Source organism: Cryobacterium sp. TMT3-29-2, assembly GCF_004564305.1.
GTDB classification, from domain to species: domain Bacteria; phylum Actinomycetota; class Actinomycetes; order Actinomycetales; family Microbacteriaceae; genus Cryobacterium; species Cryobacterium sinapicolor.
In genome coordinates, this window is sequence record NZ_SOGK01000050.1 from 1 (window position 1) to 18,011 (window position 18,011).

Annotated in this window: 16 protein-coding genes and 1 pseudogene; 4 read left to right on the top strand and 13 right to left on the bottom strand. The window is 62.2% G+C overall.

The features are described from left to right. Positions 1 to 913: 913 nt before the first annotated feature. From E3O67_RS06195 to E3O67_RS06215, 5 genes are all read right to left on the bottom strand, one after another. Complete coding sequence (locus E3O67_RS06195; protein WP_135102253.1) at positions 914 to 1,720, bottom strand: ABC transporter permease subunit; 807 nt, start codon at positions 1,718 to 1,720, stop codon at positions 914 to 916. After that, the gene (locus tag E3O67_RS06200; RefSeq protein WP_135102254.1) at positions 1,717 to 2,673 is read right to left on the bottom strand and encodes an ABC transporter ATP-binding protein; all 957 of its coding nucleotides are present in this window, start codon (positions 2,671 to 2,673) and stop codon (positions 1,717 to 1,719) included. The genes E3O67_RS06195 and E3O67_RS06200 overlap by 4 nt, the downstream gene beginning before the upstream one ends. Before the next feature lie 369 nt (positions 2,674 to 3,042). Then, positions 3,043 to 3,774 (bottom strand): DUF4386 domain-containing protein, encoded by a 732-nt coding sequence (locus E3O67_RS06205; RefSeq protein ID WP_135102255.1) that lies wholly within the window; start codon positions 3,772 to 3,774, stop codon positions 3,043 to 3,045. A 94-nt stretch (positions 3,775 to 3,868) separates the two neighbouring features. Further along, the gene (locus E3O67_RS06210; RefSeq protein WP_134431833.1) at positions 3,869 to 4,258 is read right to left on the bottom strand and encodes a DUF805 domain-containing protein; all 390 of its coding nucleotides are present in this window, start codon (positions 4,256 to 4,258) and stop codon (positions 3,869 to 3,871) included. Between the two features lie 12 nt (positions 4,259 to 4,270). Next, a complete protein-coding gene (locus E3O67_RS06215) occupies positions 4,271 to 5,224 on the bottom strand; it encodes an NAD(P)-dependent alcohol dehydrogenase (protein WP_241982024.1) in 954 nt (317 codons plus the stop codon). Between the two features lie 277 nt (positions 5,225 to 5,501). Here E3O67_RS06215 and E3O67_RS06220 point away from each other — a divergent pair, with 277 nt between their 5' ends. Beyond that, positions 5,502 to 6,185, top strand: a complete 684-nt coding sequence (locus E3O67_RS06220) for a TetR/AcrR family transcriptional regulator C-terminal domain-containing protein (RefSeq protein ID WP_338145402.1) — start codon at positions 5,502 to 5,504, stop codon at positions 6,183 to 6,185. A gap of 335 nt (positions 6,186 to 6,520) precedes the next feature. Here the strand turns inward: E3O67_RS06220 and E3O67_RS17350 are convergent, their stop codons facing one another. Together E3O67_RS17350 and E3O67_RS17355 are read right to left on the bottom strand one after the other, a co-directional pair. Beyond that, entirely contained in the window at positions 6,521 to 7,000 is a 480-nt protein-coding gene (locus E3O67_RS17350; protein WP_241982026.1) for a TetR/AcrR family transcriptional regulator C-terminal domain-containing protein, read from the bottom strand. After that, entirely contained in the window at positions 7,001 to 7,270 is a 270-nt protein-coding gene (locus tag E3O67_RS17355; protein ID WP_241982028.1) for a hypothetical protein, read from the bottom strand. It abuts the gene before it with no gap. 117 nt (positions 7,271 to 7,387) lie between these two features. On the opposite strand from E3O67_RS17355, the gene E3O67_RS06230 reads away from it, so the two are divergent. The 3 genes from E3O67_RS06230 to E3O67_RS06240 are packed head-to-tail and all read left to right on the top strand — an operon-like array spanning position 7,388 to position 9,770. Further along, positions 7,388 to 7,768, top strand: a complete 381-nt coding sequence (locus E3O67_RS06230; protein WP_135102257.1) for a DUF805 domain-containing protein — start codon at positions 7,388 to 7,390, stop codon at positions 7,766 to 7,768. Further along, positions 7,768 to 8,484, top strand: coding sequence for an ABC transporter ATP-binding protein (locus E3O67_RS06235; protein WP_135102258.1), 717 nt, complete (start codon positions 7,768 to 7,770; stop codon positions 8,482 to 8,484). The genes E3O67_RS06230 and E3O67_RS06235 overlap by 1 nt, the downstream gene beginning before the upstream one ends. Further along, positions 8,481 to 9,770 (top strand): ABC transporter permease, encoded by a 1,290-nt coding sequence (locus E3O67_RS06240; protein ID WP_134431818.1) that lies wholly within the window; start codon positions 8,481 to 8,483, stop codon positions 9,768 to 9,770. Before E3O67_RS06235 ends, E3O67_RS06240 begins: the two co-directional genes overlap by 4 nt. Positions 9,771 to 10,124: 354 nt before the next feature. On the opposite strand, the pseudogene E3O67_RS06245 reads toward E3O67_RS06240, so the two are convergent. From E3O67_RS06245 to E3O67_RS06275, 6 genes and pseudogenes are all read right to left on the bottom strand, one after another. Next, positions 10,125 to 10,904: pseudogene (locus E3O67_RS06245) on the bottom strand (leucine zipper domain-containing protein); the annotation flags it as partial. A gap of 133 nt (positions 10,905 to 11,037) precedes the next feature. Beyond that, a complete protein-coding gene (locus tag E3O67_RS06255; protein ID WP_135102260.1) occupies positions 11,038 to 12,882 on the bottom strand; it encodes an alpha/beta fold hydrolase in 1,845 nt (614 codons plus the stop codon). After that, positions 12,879 to 13,478: a TetR/AcrR family transcriptional regulator gene (locus E3O67_RS06260; protein ID WP_134431806.1), complete on the bottom strand. Its 600-nt coding sequence runs from the start codon at positions 13,476 to 13,478 to the stop codon at positions 12,879 to 12,881. Before E3O67_RS06260 ends, E3O67_RS06255 begins: the two co-directional genes overlap by 4 nt. Before the next feature lie 635 nt (positions 13,479 to 14,113). Continuing rightward, complete coding sequence (locus tag E3O67_RS06265) at positions 14,114 to 14,782, bottom strand: response regulator transcription factor (RefSeq protein ID WP_134431804.1); 669 nt, start codon at positions 14,780 to 14,782, stop codon at positions 14,114 to 14,116. Next, positions 14,779 to 15,993, bottom strand: coding sequence for a sensor histidine kinase (locus tag E3O67_RS06270; RefSeq protein ID WP_134431801.1), 1,215 nt, complete (start codon positions 15,991 to 15,993; stop codon positions 14,779 to 14,781). Before E3O67_RS06270 ends, E3O67_RS06265 begins: the two co-directional genes overlap by 4 nt. Continuing rightward, positions 15,990 to 16,655: a DedA family protein gene (locus E3O67_RS06275; protein ID WP_135102261.1), complete on the bottom strand. Its 666-nt coding sequence runs from the start codon at positions 16,653 to 16,655 to the stop codon at positions 15,990 to 15,992. Before E3O67_RS06275 ends, E3O67_RS06270 begins: the two co-directional genes overlap by 4 nt. Between the last annotated feature and the right edge of the window lie 1,356 nt (positions 16,656 to 18,011).

Below are 18,011 nucleotides of genomic sequence, written 5' to 3' on the forward strand. Positions count from 1 at the left end.
CACAATTGCGCCCACCTCCGTGAGCAGAAAGAACACTCCAGCGATGACAGCGGTTCGTCTAGACAGATTCATAATGACTCCTAAGAATGAGGTGTACGACATACACCTTGCGCTTTTAGAATAAAGTGTACGCCGTACTCCTGTCAAGTCGGGCTGATAACGAATTCCCAATGTTCTTCTGTTCTTCAGGACTTGCTGCGATGGAGGCTAGGTCGTAATGGACTGCTGAGCAGACAACACCATGTTTGGACTGGCGAACCAGTTGTTGCTCGGGCCACACAGATACAAGGGTTCAGTTTCGGCTGGACTACACAATGAGCGCCGGTGGCCTTTTCACCGCCTCACTTGATCTACACGGAGCGTCGAGTGCTTATCCCAGGTGTAGCCATCGGGCTGGTGGCGCTCGGTTTGCGGGCATGAGCACGAACCATGCCGGGTGTCGGGATCAAACGTGCACGACCGCCTGAACTACGTCGTTAGCAGGAACCATGGAGCGGCTCGACGGCGGAGGAGAATTAGCCGACTTTCCCGGTCGTCACGTCGAGCGATAACTCCTAGACGCACTTCAAGGGGGCGTCGAGGCTGGCGCACCGGGTCGGCCCGGGCCGGTGAGGCAATGACGATAGCGCTGCAGCCAGCCCGCTTTGGAGAGTACGACGTGATGGACTGGCTTCCCCGGCACCGACGCGGTGCGGTGAAGTTCGACCCAACGGGTCGCAGGACAACCATGGTCGGACTGCGACGATGCGGGGCACCGCGGCGAAATGAACGCACGAGACCCCAGTAACGAACATATCCTCGGAACGACTGCACACGCACCTGTTGCGCGAAACGTGCCCGGACAGGTGACTCCCCCTCGACCGGCGCGACGTGCCCGTCGAGAAAGGTCCAGGGGTTCGACTATGCCGGGCCTCTAGGCGTCCCGGCGCTTCAACAGTACTGCGCCGGCGATGACCGGGGCGGCAACCCAGGCGAGCACGATGAGCGTGCTCTGCCACTGGTCGAATCCCGCGCTGCCGGTGCCGGGCAAGTACATACCCATGCCTGCGCTGCTGAACAAGTAAGGGAGCAGGTCGAGCGCCCACTGCGCCTGCGTGAGCGCCGAGATGATCTGCATGATTGTCGGCAGGAGCAGGATGGTTCCGAGCGCCACCGCGATTCCTGCCGCGCTGTTGCGCAGGAGGGTGCCGAGGCCGAGGGAGAATACCGACACGAGGGCGAGGTATAGCGCCGCGAGCATGAGGCTTCCTACCAATGTCCCGTCCGAATAGTCCGCCTCGACGCCCTGGCTGCCCAGAATGGGGAGAGCCGCAAACAGGGCGCCGAATGTGCTGACAAGCCCGACGACGAACGTGGTGACGAACAACACGAGCATCTTGGCGCCGAGGGCCGGGAGGCGCTTAGGCACGGCGCTGATGGTCGAGCGGATCATGCCGGTGGCGTACTCTCCCGAGACCACGAGCACGCCAAGCACGGCGGCGACCAGTTGTCCCAGGGAGGTGCCGATCGTGGCCGCGGTGAGCGGCAAGATGGGCGAGTCGGACGTGTTGCCGGATGCCGTCGCCACCAGGGCCGCGATTCCCACTGAGGTCACGACCATGCTTGCGTAGAGCCAGACGGTCGATCGCACGGTGCGTAGTTTGATGAACTCCGAGCGGATGATGCCGGCGCCCGTAAGGCGGTACTCGTAGGTGCGGGTGGTGGTGGTAGTGGCGTTCATCGAGCGACCTCCTGGGTGCTTGTGTTCGTCGTGGTGTTGACGCCCGGCGGGGCCTCGGTGTGGTATTCGATGTCGTCCTGGGTGAGTTCCATGTAGGCCTCCTCGAGTGACGCGGCGACGGGGGTGAGCTCGTGCAGCACGATTCCGGCACGCGCCGCGGCGTCACCGATGACGGGAGCCGTGAGGCCGGTGACGGTCAGCAGGCCCAGTTCGGCTGTGGTGATGGTGGTGTCAGGGCCGCGCAGCAGTTCGGTGAGCCGGTCGACCTGCGGCGTGCGGACGCGCACCGAGGTGCGCGTGGATGCTGCGAGGATCTCGCTGACGGGAGCGTCGGCGATGATCTTTCCGCGACCAAGCACGATGAGGTGGTCGGCGGTTAGTGCCATTTCGCTCATCAGGTGGGAGGAGAGGAAGATGGTGCGGCCCTCGCCTGCCAGGTGCCGGGCGAGGTTGCGCACCCATATGACGCCCTCGGGGTCGAGGCCATTCACTGGCTCGTCGAGGATGAGGGTTGCCGGGTCGCCGAGCAGTGCCGCGGCGATGCCGAGCCGCTGGCCCATGCCGAGGGAGAAGCCGCCGACGCGCTTGCCGGCGACGGTCTCGAGGCCGGTGAGGCCGATGACGTCGTTGACCCTCGACTTGCCAATGCCGTGGGTTGCGCCCATGGCGAGAAGATGGTTGTAGGCGCTGCGGCCGGTGTGGATGGCCTTGGCGTCGAGCAGTGCTCCCACTTCGGTGAGCGGGGATCTGTGCTCGGCGTAGGGTTTGCCGTTGACGGTGACGCTGCCTGCCGTCGGACGGTCGAGCCCGACAATCATGCGCATCGTGGTCGACTTTCCCGCGCCGTTTGGGCCGAGGAAGCCGGTGACGAGCCCAGGCTTGACGGTGAAGCTGATGGCGTCGACGGCGGTCTTGGTGCCGTAATGCTTGGAGAGGCCTTCTGCGTGAATCATGATTTCCTGTCGATGGCGGGTGATATGTGATGGATTTGCCTGTGCGGTGGTTGAGGTCAGCTGAGCGTGGACGCTCGGTGGATCACGGCGGACGATGAATGCTTATTGAGGCCGTCGATTCGCGATTCTTATCAGAGTTCAGCCGACGCGGAAACGTCAAACTGTCAAGGTCGATGATGTTGCGTCTGCGCCAGGACTCCGCGTCCCAGGGTGGAGCTTCAGCCAACTGGCGAACCCCGAGCCCCGCAACGAAGGTCGTCACTCAGTCGCGGTTTCGGTATTTCACCCATTGGTCCACAGTTCTTCGGACGTGCTGCGATGTTTCGTTGACCTCGGCCGAATGGGCTTTCAATCATCATGGGTTCTTAGTCACTGAAGACCCGGTTGGGCTGCGGCGATGTCGAGGCGTGCGGCGGGGGTGGTGAGGATGCTCACTGGGCGGAAGCCCTTGGTGATGAGCCACACGGCGAGAGACAATTCCCACGCGAAGACGGGGAGTGCCACGACGAGGCCGAGGGTGGAGAACTGCCCATAGAGGCCGAGCATCACAGCGATTGCGGAGAGGCTGATCAGCGTGCCGCCTGCCAGCCCGAGTACGGCGATTGGCCGGGGCACCAGCCGAGACGAGTACATCAGCGACGCCAGGAGAAGCGAGGCGGCACCGAGGGCGAAGTTTGGGCCGAAAAGGTACGTCCAGTCGCGCAGGACCACAAGCGAGGAACTGATAGTGGAGAGCGTACCCAAGTCAGCGTCGGTGGCCCCGGCGAACTGCTGGCGGAGCGTGACAATCGTCAGGAGGCTGAAAATCCCGACGAGGATGATCGCTGCCTCAAGCACGCGAGCTGCGACAAACGCTAGGGCCAGGCCCTCGTTTTGCCGCTTCAGGATCGGGTAGAGCGTGACGGCTGTGCCGACGGCGGCGATCACCAGAAGCAGTTCGAAGAGCAGGCCAAGGAGAATCGAGCCGTCGGCGCCAGCGCCGGCGATGTAGTCAGCAGCGTTCAAGATCGGGTCGTAGAGGACGACCCCCACAATTGCGCCCACCTCCGTGAGCAGAAAGAACACTCCAGCGATGACAGCGGTTCGTCTAGACAGATTCATAATGACTCCTAAGAATGAGGTGTACGACATACACCTTTCCAGCCAAAGTTGAGGTGTAAGTCGTACTTCTGTCAAGTCGGCATGTCAGCGCTGCTCACGATCGCATCCCCTGAGATGTGTCGGTGCTGGTGATCGTGGTGGCGAGCGGCTGAGTGGCGAGGCTGCGCGCTGGCGGCTGAGCGCACAGCACCGCGGTGATGAGGCATCCAACAATGGGCAGAAGCAGCCAAAGGAGGTGTGCCCAGCTGAAGCCAGCGTCGCGAAGGCGGCGAACCGCCACCGCGAGACTCGGCAGGAGTACCGCGAGGGCCCACAGTGCGCCGATGATGGTGTCACTGCCGGTTGCGGCGTCGGCAATGATGTCGATCGCCACGCTGACCAGGGTGGAGAACAGGGCCCACCACCAGAACTCGGATCGGGCGGCGGTCCCAGTGAAGTCTGCGTACTTGCGGAAGACGGTGCGGATGGATTGGAAGAACGTCATAGGAGTTGCCTTTCAGGAAATGACGGATGGTGTGACGGGTATGTTGATAATCGATGCAGCGTTAGGTCCAGGCATGGGCGATGCCGTGACCCGCACCACGACGTTGCCTCTCTTCCGCCCGGTGTCGACGTAGCGATGCGCTTCCGCGATAGCGGTGAGGTCGTAGATCTTGTCGATCACCGGCAGGAAGCGGCCGGTCGAGGCGAGCCGTGCGACATCGGCGAGATCACCGCTCAGGTAAGAGACGTTCCCCGCAATGATGCGCTTGCCAGTGCGCCGACTACGGCTCCGGGCGTTGATGACGCCGGTGAGGTCCGAGATGACGGAGACCAGTGCACCGTTTGGCTTGATCAGGGGTTCCAACTGCTCGAAGGTGGCGTTGCCGACGCAATCGATGACGAGGTCATAGACCTTCGTTTCCTGGGTGAAGTCGGTCCGCGTATAGTCGATCACTCGGTTGGCGCCCAGTGAGTAGGCGAGATCGCTGTTGGGGGCGCTGCACACGGCTGTGACTCGCGAGCCTGCGAGGTGGGCGAGTTGCACGGCGGCCGTTCCAACCGCACCAGACGCACCATTGACTAGCACTGACGCCCCTGGCGCGAGTTGCACCTGGCTGAGAAGCGCTCTGGCGGTGATCCCACCGAAGACCAACGCCGCCGCGTCCTCGAATGTCATATTGCGAGGCTTCGCGGTGAGAGCGCTGCCCTGCTGCACGGTGACGTATTCCGCGTGCCCGCCGAATCTTGATCCAAGCATCGCAATCACCTCATCGCCTGGCCGGAACCCCGCAACATCGGCCCCCACCTCCTCCACAACTCCGGCTACATCCATGCCGAGGACGCGGAAGCGAGGAACGAAAAACCCAAGGGCGATCGAAGTCACGAGCTTCAACCCCTTGGGGACGTCCTTCGTGCGCGCCCGGTAGTCTGCGGCGCTGACCGTGCTTGCCCGAACATTGATGAGCACCTCTCCTCGTCGCGGTCGCGGCTTGGACAGTTCCTCAATACGAACGACCTCAGGGCCCCCGAACCGGCGGTATACAGCGGCCCTCATTGGTACGTTGTGATCGGAAGGTGGGCGAAGGTGTGCATTTCAGACTTCTCCTATGGCTCTCGGTGCAAACACAAGGTGTACTCTGTACACTGTAGTTGGCAGCCTAGGGTGTACGAGGTACACTTGTCAAGTCACGAGTTCAGCATGGGAGGCAGGAAAGATGAGCCAGCAAGCGGAAGTTTCAAGGCGTGTGCGGTTGAACCGCCAGCGAGTGCTCGAAGCTGCAGTCGCCCTTGCCGATGAGATCGGCATCGATGCGTTGAGCATGCGCCGACTCGCACAGGAGCTCGACGTTGTGCCCATGGCGCTCTACAAACACGTCGCTGACAAGGAGGACCTTGTCGACGGGATGGTTGAGGTGATCATCCGAGAGATCGACCCACCCCTTCTCGATTCCGGCTGGCGGGACGCCATCCGGCGACGTGTGCTGTCTGCGAGGAGCGCGCTCCAACGCCACCGATGGGCACGCCAGGCAATCGAGTCTCGTAACACCCCGACGCCTGCCGTGCTGGAGTACCAGGACTCATTCGCCGGAACCTTCTTGGCCGGGGGCTTCACCCCCGACCTTGCCCACCACGTCATGCATGCCCTCGGCGGCCGGATGTGGGGATTCACTCAAGAACTCTTCGACGGCACGGCCAAACCGAAGTCAGAGGTCGCATCGCCAGCGAACCCCGCGGCTCAGGCCGAGATGTTCGCCCACATGGCAACGCTCTACCCAAACATCGTGACCATCGCCACCGCAACGCCGCACGACGACGACGACTCAGTTGTCGGACGCGGCTGCGATGACCAGTTCGAGTTCGAATTCGCTCTCGATCTGCTCCTGGACGGATTTGAGCAACTCCATCGGCGGGGATGGACATCCGCGTGATAGGTCGCCCGTCTGCGACGCCTGCTTTGACGCTCGTAGTGGAATCAGGTCGACGTTGACGGGCGGTCATCCGAGCGGCGGGAGCGAGTCGTCTTTCTTGTCAGTGTTAAGCAAGTATGACTCGTCAGACAGTGCGGGCGGAATCTGGATCTGCTCCAGCTTTCGGTGGTGTCATTGGGGCTCCGGTGGGGTGCTGTTTTCGCGACATCGGAATCGAGCTTGTCATGGTCGCGGCAGACGAACCGCCTTTGCGCCATGTGTTCTTTCGGTCGACTGAGCAGGGGTGCAGATCGCGTAGTTAGCGGGTGAGGCTCCCTTCGAAGAAGTCTGTCAACTCACGTTCCTTCTGGGCGACCGGCGTCGGTCTTCAGCGCGGACGTCCAACCGAGCCGACGAAGTTGCTCGAATCCGTCAAGGGGTAGGTCGAGGGCGAATTTGAACTCGAACTGGTCGTCGCATCCATGGCCCACGACGGAGGCGATGTCGTGCGGCTTGGCCGTGGCGATCGTCTCGATGTACGGATATCTCTCAGCCATTTGCGGGAACATAGCACTTTGCGCTTCAGGACTTATTTGTGGCGGGGCTTCCGTCTTGCCGTCAGCGGACCCGTCGAACAGCTCCTGAGTAAACCCCCACATCCGTCCGCCGAGAGCATGCATGGCGTGGTGGGCCAGGTCGGGGGTAAAGCCGCCGGTCAAAAGCATCTCGGCAAACGAGTCCTGATACTCGAGCACGGACGGTGTGGGGATGGCGCGGGACTCTATCGCCGGGCACGCCCAGCGGTGGCGCGGAAGTGTTCTTCGAGCGGCCAGCACTCAAAGCCGAATGGCCTCTTTCAAACCGGTGTTCCTGACCGAAGGGGCGTTCACCCGGATAATCACTTCGACCATTCCGTCGAGCAGGTCTTCCCTATCAGCGACGTGCTTGTGTAGTGCCATCGTCGCGATCGTAACCTCGTCCGCCAATCGACGCATGCTCATCGCATCGATGTCAATTTGGTCCGCCAGGGCGACGGCCACAACGAGCACCCGCTCCCGATTCAAGCGCTCTCGCCTAGGGACCTCCGTCTTGTCGATCGTGAACATTGTTGTCTCCCTGAATTTCGAAGTTGACAAGTGTACAGCGTACGCCCTATCATTCTCAATAGAGGCGTACGTCGTACACCTAATGCAGCTGCGGCTGATCCAAGAGAGGCAAATTGCATGGCGTTCCTAGATTCGATTCGCGCGGGCTTCCGCAACTACGCAAACTTCAGCGGCACTGCCGCCCGTTCCGAATTCTGGTGGTGGGTTCTATTCACCGAGCTCACCGGCGCCGCTGTTTACGCGATCACAGATGTAGCCATGGGGGACAGTATCTTTCTCGGCTCCGCGTGGGCGCTGGCGGTCCTGCTTCCCAGCCTTGCCGTGGCGGTGCGTCGCCTCCGCGATGCGGCATTCAGCTGGGGACACCTGTTCTGGCTTCTGATGCCCTTCGTCGGAGTCATCATTATCGCGATCCTCTGCGCTCAGCCCAGTGCCCCGCGGCCCATCGTTCTGTCGCGCACCACCGCAAAGCCCCTCGCCGCTTACGGTGCGCGCTGATGAGCGATGGTGTGCGTGAAGCGATCCTCGAGGCGATCGATATTCACCGTTCCTACGGACGTGGCTCCTCCCGCTTCGAGGCGCTCAAGGGCGTTTCCTTACGCATTGATGAAGGCGAGTCCGTGGCCATCGTCGGCAAGAGCGGCTCCGGCAAGTCGACCCTCATGCATCTGCTGGCGCTATTGGACCAGCCGGATGACGGTGCGCTTCGCATCGACGGCGTCGACTCGTCTCAACTGAGTGCGCGCCAACTCAACAGGATGAGGAACCAGGATTTTGGGTTCGTATTCCAGCAGTTCTTTCTTACCCCGAACGCGACGGTCCTCGACAACGTCGTGCTGCCGTTGAAGATCGCCGGCGTCAGCCGCCGCGAGAGGAAGGTGCGCGGCATGGCCGTGCTCACCCAGTTGGAAATGGCTGATAAAGCGAAAAGCAAAGCCGTGAATCTCTCCGGCGGCCAAAAGCAGCGCGTCGTTATCGCCCGCGCGCTGGTCAACAATCCGCGGGTGATCTTCGCCGACGAACCGACCGGCAATCTCGATACCGGGACTGGCCGGCTCGTTGAGGACATCCTGTTCTCGTTGAACAAGGAGTACGGGATGACCTTGGTCGTGGTCACCCACGATTCCGAGTTGGCTGCACGGTGCGACCGACAACTCTTCATCCGCGATGGGCGCGCAGTGCCCGCGACAGCCATTTCAGGAGCTCCCGCATGAATGCCGCCAATATCCTCACCGCTGCGATCGCCAATAGCCTCCGCAGCAAACTTCGCACCGTTCTCACGGTAGTTGCTATCGTCATCGGGGCGTTCACCCTCACCATCACGAGCGCCATCGGAACGGGCGTCTCCAACTACATCGAAACTCAGATCGGCGCATTCGGCGCGAAAGACGTGCTCTCTGTCACCAAGGCGACGGACGATACCGGTCAGGGCGATGAGGGGCCTGCCCCGTATGACCCTGACGACGCAATCGTCGGCGCCGGCTTCGCCCAATTTGATGCTGAGGCCCTAACCGAGGAGGACCTCGCCGCTATCCGGGCTGTTGAAGGCATTGTGGACGTCAGTGCCGTGCAGCAGGTTAACCCGCGCTACGCCGAGTACGACGGCCACGGGAAATTCATTCTCGGCGTCAATGACAGCGCCACTCTCACCACACCCGACCTGTCCGCCGGCGCCCCGCTCGACAACAGCGGCGGTGAGCCGCAGATCCTGCTCGTCACCTCGTATGTCGACGCCCTCGGCTTCGCCGACGAGCAAGCCGCGATCGGGAAGACCATCCAGATCGGCGTCGTCGATTACCTCGGTGAGATGCACGAGGTCAATGCCACCGTCGCCGGCATACAGAATGAGACAATCCTCGCTACCGGCGCCGCGCTGAACCAGGCGCTCCTCGACGAACTACACACCACGCAGAGTGTCGGGCGGCCACAGTCAGCCTCCGAGGGCGCCATCCTGGCAACGGCGCGCTTCGACGCCAACGCCACAGACGAGCAGGTCGACGACATTCAAACGGCGCTGGCTGGCAAGGGATTTGCTGCAGCCACGGTCGCCGACCAGATCGGGATCATCCAAACGGTGGTCGACGCAATCGTTGCTTTGCTGAACGCATTCGCCGTCATCGCGCTGATAGCCGCCGGATTCGGCATCATCAATACCCTGTTGATGAGCGTGCAGGAGCGCACCCGGGAGATCGGCCTCATGAAGGCGATGGGCATGGGCGCCGGGCGCATCTACGCACTCTTCAGCGCCGAGGCGGTGTTCATAGGTTTTCTTGGCAGCGTCCTCGGTGCCGGAGCAGCGATCGCAGTCGGCACGGCCGCCAACGGCCTGCTCGCCGGCACGTTCCTGGCGGATTTGGAAGGGCTGCAGGTTCTGAGGTTCGAGGTCGCACCAGTGGCCACAATCATCCTGATCGTCATGGCGATTGCCTTCCTCGCCGGAACACTACCAGCTAGGCGTGCCGCACGGCAGAACCCGATCGAAGCCCTCCGGTACGAATAATCGACGGTCTGGCTATGCAGCACATCCCTCCGACCGTCGTTTCCGACGCGCTCGATCAGGTCTTCAGGCATTGGTCCCTCGCATCATTGGGCAGGTGAACGATAAATGCATCAAAGTAGAGAAACTGCTCGGCGAACTGGTAGTGCTGTTTGTTAGTTCGTCGGGGGTTGGTTTCCGGCCCCGGCGTTGAGGTAGAGGCGGCTGGTCGTGTGCCGCGCGCAACGGAGCACGGAGCCGCTGGTCTCGGCTGCCAGAGCGCTCAAACTCCCGTTCGGAACCGTCAACAGCCAGGGGGAAGATCGTTGAGCGCCTCTCGAACGGCACTTGTCTTCGGAGCGAGCGGATTCATCGGCCGGTGGTGAGGGTGCGGTTGACGCGTTCGACTTTGCCGTTGGTCCAGGGGCAGTGCGGTTTGATAAAGCGTTGCTCGGCGCCGAGCTGGGCGAAGGCCTTGTCGGAGATGACGCGTTCGATGCGGCTGATGCCATTGCGGGCGAAGATGTCGACGGCGCGGAGGAGGACGCCAGCAGTGGTGGTGCCGTTCTCATCGTCGTGTATCTCGGCGTAGGCGAGTCGGCAGTGGTCGTCGATGACGGCGTGGCTGTCGTCGAAGCCGATGCGGGTCTTCTTGTGTTTGTGTGCCACGGTCGCTTCTCGTCCGAGGGCACGCCAGCCGCCGCCGTCCGGGATGCGACCGAGATTCTTCACGTCAATGTGCACCAGCTCGCCAGGCTTGTCGCGTTCATACCGGTTCGAGGTGGCTCGGGAGGAACAAATGGTGTCGCCAGTGAATGGATCCAACCAAGACAACGGCGGGAAGCCATAGTGGGCCAGGATCCGAGAGACGGTCCGGGCCGGCACCCCGGTGATGGCCGCGATTCCCAACGGCCCGTCTCGGTCCAGCAGCCGGGCCACGAACACAGCGGCCTCGCGCCGGGGCCTGGTCTTCCTCGGGCAGTTGCCGCGACGACCGGTTGGTGAGGCAGGCCGCCCCCTCCGCGCGGTGCCGGTTGATCCACTGATGGGCGCACTGCCGGGAGATGCCGAGTTCTTTGGCGACGTGTGAGACCGGGCGACCGGGCGACCATCAATGTTCACTCGTTCGATCAGCAACGACCTTCCATGAACGGGCAAACGGGTATTAGCGAGGGGTTTGAGAACCTCCGTGTTCGTGGCGACTTTGACATCTCCACTAGAACCGGAGGTTCTCCCTTTTTTTAGACCCCGAATGTCACCAACCTGTTGGCTCAGTACAGCGAGACGACTATTAAAGGTCTGCGTGGGCGGGAGGCGCGGGAGGCCGACCCGCATCTCGGGCCTCGGCATGGATGAGACGTGCGACGGTGGCCGCATGCGTCAGTTGCGGATGATGGCCCGCGCTGTGGATGATGTGGACCGGTATGGGTCGCCCGTCGCGTGACACCGCTGCGACACTTTCCGCGTCGACGAGCAGCGGATCATCCGACCCGACAATTAGCTGCACGTCGCCCGGGTACTGAGCGAGCAGCCGAGCAAGATTTCGACGGCGCTTCGGTTGGGCCGCCCCCCGAAGGAGTTGTGCGGTGGCTCGAGCGCTTCCTCGGCGAAGGTCCGCGACGCTCGACTGAAGCTTCTCGGCTTGGTCCTGATTTCCCGTGAGCACTTCTGCCAAACGCACAGCAGTAACGCTTTTGAAGTACGCCCATGCGAGCGGGACCAGTCGCTGCGTGAGCGCAGCTCGGGTCTGAAGAAAATGGGGCGAGATCAGCGTAAGGCGCGCAACGATGTCCGGGTGATCTGCCGCGTATTCCAGAGCCAGGGCGGCACCGACCGAATGACCCACGAGATGAACGTTTCTGCTGTCGCCGATTACCGATTCGAGCCATGCATGCCAGTCACGTGATGATCCCGCGCTCGACCCCAGTCCCGGCAGGTCGAGGACCCAGCCGCCGACCAGTTGGGCTGTTTCCGCCCAGGTCTCGGCGCTCACAGGCAGGCCCGGCAACACGATCGTGTGGGCGTCGGACTTCCCAATGGAAAAGGTGCGAACACCGGCGTGACTCGTGAACGTTCGCACTGCCGCCGAAGGGGGAATTATGCCAAAACGATGGGCGACGAGGTAGTCCGCCCATCGCTTGAGTGAGACGGTCACGTCGGGGTGATGCAGTCCGTGGCTTTCCGCGAGATCGTTCGCCGAGGATGTCGGGTACCGATCTGAGGAGAGGAAACTCAACGTTTCGGGATGGGCTTTCGTGATTCCCGGTGGCAGTGCGCGTAGGAGCCGGACCGGAATTCGAAACCGGGGCGCGCGGACGTCGAGATGCTTCGCGAGCATCGTCAACATCGTTGGGAGCGGCGGTGTCGCGTCATCGAGGGGCCAGAAGGATTGGCTCCGGGTGCTTGGCACGGTTGGGAGGAGAGCCATGAATGCCGCAAGGTAGTCAACAGTCACGACGGGAACGAACGTGTCGTCCCCGCCTGGCAATGCCGCAAGGTTCCCGCTTCGCAGCTCGCGGATGGTGCCGGCGATGCCGAGGAGCTGCTCTGACTCGCCCGTGACCGAGTCTCCGATTACGGTCGCTGGATTCACGATGGTCCAGGGAACGCCGAGTTTTGAGGCGGTGGCTTGGACCACGGCATCGGACTCGACCTTGGATGCCTCGTAGGCGCCCAAGCGTGCGTACTCCGCCTCCACTCGCGCGGAAGACCACGGCACTTGTGCTGGGTCCTGTCCGCCCACCCGATAGCCGGAGAGGTGTACCAGCCTGGTCAGGGAGGGCAGCTGCGAGGCGAAAATTACGATCCGCTCGGATGATGTGACATTGGCTGCACGTGCCTGGTTGATCGTCATTCCGAAACGATAGGCACCTGCGACGTTGTAGACCTCGGTTACACCGCCGATCGAACGATCCGCCGGGTCGAGCCCGAGGCGCGCATCATCGAAGTCGACGAGGACATGATCCACTTGCTGACCCGTACCGTGGGCGGCGAGCCACAAGGAGAGTTGGGCATACGAGCGTTCGCTTCGCACAGCCGCGACGACCGCGACCCCTCGCGCGAGCAACTCACGCACCAGCCACCGGCCGATGAATCCGCTCGCTCCGAAGACAAGTGCCGTCCGAGAGTCGCTCAACGGTCTCCCCCCTGGGTGTTGCCGGGTTCAAACAGGAGTTTCAGCGCTCTGGCAGCAGAGACGAGCGGCTCTGTGCTCCGTTGCGCGCGGCACACAACCAGCGCGCCTTCGATGAGACAGACTGCCGCCGTGGCCAGGCCACGAGTGTCACCTGCGTGGGACGACGCCAGGTACGCCTGAAGCGTTGCAATCCACGATGCGTAGGCGTCGCGGCACGCTGCACGAAGCTGCGCATCTCCAGACCCGGCGTCGAGCGTGACAGCGGCGACGGGACAGGCGGCACGGAAGTCGCTCCCGACTAGCTGCCCGGTAAGCCCCTCGACCACAGCGTCGACAAACCCGTCAACGGAATCGGTCATCGCTATGCCTTCCGTGATCGAAAACCGGAACTGTTCGGCAGTCAGAACAATGGCGGCGCTTCCCAGTTGCGATTTGCCGCCCGGAAAATGGTAGTACAACGACCCCCTCGGAGCGCCCGAGTGTTCGAGTACCGCAGTAAGGCCGGCACCGTGGTACCCCTTGTCTTGAATAAGTTGGAGCATCGACTCGGTGAGACGCTGACGCGTTGCGTCGCCCTTAGTGGAGAGTGTGGTCATCCCTAAAATGTAGACCAGTCTGTATATTCTGTCAATCGATCAACCTAGTGTGAAGCACGTCCAGCCCATAGGCGATGTCATCGCTCAACGACGTGTCGCGCTCGGGTCGACCAACAAGCGCTTCAGGCCCGACATCCACATAGATGGGTGACACAAGGCCCATTTGTCCACGTTCGAGGTCACCGCGAGGTTGCGCTTAATCGCGTGGTGTTCCCCAACGGCGGACTTTTCAGTGTCCGCAGGGCGTCGGAAGGGGCCTGAGAGGCCCTGGCGCGACCAGTTCACGTGCGTATCAGGCCGTGCTCGTATGCGTGGGTTTTGACTGTGGATTCGGCGAGGAAGAGAGTGGCGCTCATCTCCGCGTTGGAATCCCTCGAGCCTTGATGGCTGCCATCTGCTCCTCGCTGGAAGAGGGATCGAAGTGGGCGGATCACAGTGCTCGGACAAAGTCGATTGCGATCTCGCGCACGTTCGTGCGAGCGGTCGGCGGCGCCGTGGGCAGAACTTGGTCGAACGACATAAGGACCTCCTGGGTCGTTGTCCAAGGAGCCTGTGAATGCGGCGTCGGGACGCACATCAACCTGCGGTTTCGGCTCGACTCATACCTGGGCTGAGAAACAGCGGTGGTCGAGAAGCTATGAGGGCTCGGCGAGGCCGGCATCGTACGCGAAGATCACGGCCTGCACTCGGTCGCGCGCACCGATCTTTGCCAGCACCTTGCCCACGTGCGTCTTCACCGTCTGCTCCGCGATGAAAAGCGATGCCCCGATTTCTTTGTTGGATCTGCCCTCGCCCATGAGCACGAGCACTTCACGCTCGCGATCGGTGAGGTCGGCAAGCAAAGCCGATGTTCGCGATTCACGCGGCTTCTGGGCCGCGAATCTAGAGATCATCCGCCGGGTCACACTCGGAGCCAACAATGCGTCACCGGCGGCGACCACGCGGACGGCGTGCACCAGCTCTTCGGCTAGCGCATCCTTGAGGATGAAACCGCTCGCGCCGGCCTGAAGAGCGTCGTAAACGTAATCGTCGATATCAAATGTGGTGAGCATGAGGATGCGTGGGATGTGCGCTGCGGGATAGGAGGAGCCCAAGATGCGTTTGGTCGCTTGGATCCCGTCGAGGTGCGGCATCCGCACATCCATGAGGATCACGTCGGGGTTGAGGCGGACGGAAAGGGATACAGCTTCGGCGCCGTCTGCGGCCTGCCCCACGACATTGATGCCCTCGTGTGCGTCCAAGAGCGCCGAAAAGCCGGCGCGCACCATTGCTTGGTCGTCGACAACGAGTACGTTGATGGTCACGTTCTTTCCATTTCGGCGTTCGGCTCCTGGTCCTGGTCCCAGCGCAGCACGGCGTTGACTGTCCAGCCGCCGTCAGTATCGGCACCAACCTCGAGGCTGCCGCCGAGGAGCGCGACACGCTCTCGCATCCCGGTCAGTCCGTGGCCGGCGCCTTGCGTCGACGATATCCCGGCGGCGGTATTGTGCACGCGCAGCCGCAGCATAGATGGTTCCGTCCGCACGTGGACAGACACCACTGCGCCCGGGGCATGACGAACCGCGTTGCTTAGCGACTCTTGGACAATGCGGAAAGCTGCGATCTGAACGGTCTCAGGGACAGCCGGGGTCACGGCGATGAGTTCGAGAGCGACGTCAACGCCGCTTCGGCGGGTGCTGTCCACCAGGGACGGAATGTCTTCGATGCTCTCTTGCGGAGCGAGCTCGACCGTCTGGCCGTCAGTCCGCAACACACCTAGAAGCCTGCGCATCTCCGTCAGGGATCCGCGAGCGGTGGCGGCGATTTCGTCCAGTTCTCTGGCAGCGTCGTCGGCGAGATCGGGTACACGGTAGCGTGCGCTGGATGCTTGAACTTGGATGAGCGACAGGCTATGCGCCACCACATCATGCAGTTCCCGAGCAATACGGTTGCGCTCCTCCATGAGCACTCGGCGGGACTGCTCCAGCGCGGTAGACTCCCGCTCACGCGCGAGCTCCCTTTTGGCGCGGATTCGGCCTGCCAGAAGTATGGCGACGAAATAGGCGACGATGCTGATGGACGTGGCGACGATGAGATCGGCGGTAGGTGGGTTCGCTGCCGCGACCCGAGGCTGCAGCAGAGGCGCGGCAAGAGAGCCGGCGATGCCGACGAGCAGCGGAGTCAGGCCCATTCTCCAGCCGTGCAAAAAGGTGACCACGGCGACGAATGCGGCAAAGGTGATGAGTGCGGGTACCGTCCACGGCCACGGCCCAACACTTTCCGGGATAACGAAGAAGGGCAGGAAGAAAGCCGCGACCAAGAACAGCCCGATGGCGAACCGCGGATTCGGGATCGCGACCAGCAGAGCACCGGTGAGCATGGAGCCGAGGAGTAAGGCTATCGGAAGCGCTGTGCCGTAGAAAACGGTGTGGATCGGGACTAGAACGGTGGCTAAAGCGACGGCGGAGATTATCAGGAGTACCAGAGGACCGGCGACTTTCCTGTTGCGCTGCCCGGATCTATCCATATAGTTCATTTTGTCATGCTGTACTGGGGAGCGTTGGCCAGGGCATCTTTCCCGGAGTCGTTCTTAGCGCGGGCCAAAACTTGACGTCGGCGAATTCCCATCAGCTGATCAATAACAACGCTGATGACGAGCGCCAAAGATATTCCCAGGAGCGCGCTCAGCAGAGGCTGATCAGTAAGCCATTGCCCCGCCACTAGGCCGAGACCCGCGCTGTATGCCGCCCAGGTAGCTCCGGCAACGGCGCTGAGAGGGAGGAACCGACGCCAGGGGTACCCGACAGCACCGGCGGACATGTTGACGGCCACGCGTCCGACCGGGATGAAGCGTCCAACGAGGATTAGGCCCGTGCCATTGCTCTGGAGACGTCGCTGCGCCCAGTCCAAGCTGGCGGCGACACGCGGTCGGCGCATCCATCGGAAGCGCGCGTTTCCGACGGAACGGCCGATGGCGTATGCGATGTTGTCGCCGATCATTGCACCCGCGGCCGCTACCGCGCCGAGCACGAGGAGGTTCGGGCCGCCGGACGATGCTGCTGCGGCCGCTGCCGCGACGAGCACCATCTCGCTGGGAATCGGCGGGAAGAAGCCGTCGACGAGTGCTACAGCGAACATGACTAGATAGAGCCACGGGGAGGCAACCGCCGCGATGATGAGCTCATTGATGAAATCCATACATCGACGCTACGAACACCGGCAATGTCAGGGCATCACTCTGAGGTATTCATGCTCCCCTACGAGGGAGCGGTATTTGAAACCGCAGCGTGTGGTTGAGGCGGGGCTGCCGCTATTCCTTGCCTGTTATCGGCGAATCATTGCCACGGTCATCTCGCCAGTTGCTGACCTTGGGGCAGTTCAAGCGCGGGGGCGACCCCACCTCGACGCCACACGGCCAAGAATTTCCATTCAGCACTCAGGTCATGGCTGGCGGACTAGGCAAGCCCACTGACGACTGGAAGCAAAAACGATGGCGAGCAACCCCGATAACGGAGCACTTGGCGATAATATCGTCAATGGCCCGCCCACCGGTCGCTGGCCGCGGCGGGGCTCATCTGGAAGGTGGCTGCGGCTGCGGCTGCGACTGATGACGAACTTCAGTCGATAGTGGATGGTCTCGTGGACGGTGGGTACCCTGTGGCGCTGGCGACTCGGATCGCACTCGCCATGAGGTGGTCGCTGGCGTAGGCGACCGCGCTAGCTGTTCGTCCCACTGACATTGTGAACGCGGTCGATGGGTGATTTGCCGCCGATGCCGGTAGGGGGTCTGTGGCGATTGTAGCTATCTGCCGAATCCGGACCGGATCGGCGCCGCACGAATCGCAGCACGTCGGCATACGTGCAGTCGGACAGTTCCCCGAACCGAGCTGCACTACTTTCACCTGTTGGTTTCAACCCCATACCTATTACATGTCTGGTTGAGCACAGTTGTTACTGGTTGGACCCGAAATAGTTCAGACCCATCGGCGCGGTCAGCGACCCGGTTGCGACAGTGTGCGTGGCCTTGGGCCATCATCGCCGGGCCATTGCGCCGGATCAGGGAGGCGTCGTCGTGTCGCGCCAATCAATTGCGGAAAGCTGTGTGGGCGCGCTCATGACTTGGGTGACGTTAGCGCCTTCAGGATGGAATGGTGAGGCTAATTGGAGAGGTCTTCGTTCTTATTGCTCGCAGCCCAAGTCGCAGCGAAGGGCGGCAGATTCTAGCTACCGCGCTCAACACCCCATTCCCAGCACTCACTTCGGTCCTGCCGCTTTCCTATGCCGTTTACGGCCTTCAGTCTCAGTTCGCCGGTAGAGATCCCCGGCATGGGAGCCCGCGATTGCAGGCGAGTCGGGTTGTGGGCGTCGCGAGAATCCATCGACTTGGCGGATGCCGCATTGGTCTGGGTCGTGTCGTCGACGCGCTTAGATGAGTACGATCTCGAGCGCGAACAGGGCATCCGCTCGGCGTTTCGATACCCGTCACTGCGTAGCGATTCCCCGGTTGCTAGGCGGCGGTTCGACGACACCACGACTCGGCCGGCGCTATTGGTG

Coding starts and splice junctions, on each gene's coding strand:
- E3O67_RS06240 (WP_134431818.1), top strand. CDS start 8,481: ATGAATGCCGCCAATATCCTCACCGCTGCGATCGCCAATAGCCTCCGC.
- E3O67_RS06260 (WP_134431806.1), bottom strand. CDS start 13,478: ATGACCACACTCTCCACTAAGGGCGACGCAACGCGTCAGCGTCTCACC.
- E3O67_RS06235 (WP_135102258.1), top strand. CDS start 7,768: ATGAGCGATGGTGTGCGTGAAGCGATCCTCGAGGCGATCGATATTCAC.
- E3O67_RS17355 (WP_241982028.1), bottom strand. CDS start 7,270: ATGTTCACGATCGACAAGACGGAGGTCCCTAGGCGAGAGCGCTTGAAT.
- E3O67_RS06275 (WP_135102261.1), bottom strand. CDS start 16,655: ATGGATTTCATCAATGAGCTCATCATCGCGGCGGTTGCCTCCCCGTGG.
- E3O67_RS06205 (WP_135102255.1), bottom strand. CDS start 3,774: ATGAATCTGTCTAGACGAACCGCTGTCATCGCTGGAGTGTTCTTTCTG.
- E3O67_RS06230 (WP_135102257.1), top strand. CDS start 7,388: ATGGCGTTCCTAGATTCGATTCGCGCGGGCTTCCGCAACTACGCAAAC.
- E3O67_RS06210 (WP_134431833.1), bottom strand. CDS start 4,258: ATGACGTTCTTCCAATCCATCCGCACCGTCTTCCGCAAGTACGCAGAC.
- E3O67_RS06195 (WP_135102253.1), bottom strand. CDS start 1,720: ATGAACGCCACTACCACCACCACCCGCACCTACGAGTACCGCCTTACG.
- E3O67_RS06270 (WP_134431801.1), bottom strand. CDS start 15,993: ATGAACTATATGGATAGATCCGGGCAGCGCAACAGGAAAGTCGCCGGT.
- E3O67_RS06200 (WP_135102254.1), bottom strand. CDS start 2,673: ATGATTCACGCAGAAGGCCTCTCCAAGCATTACGGCACCAAGACCGCC.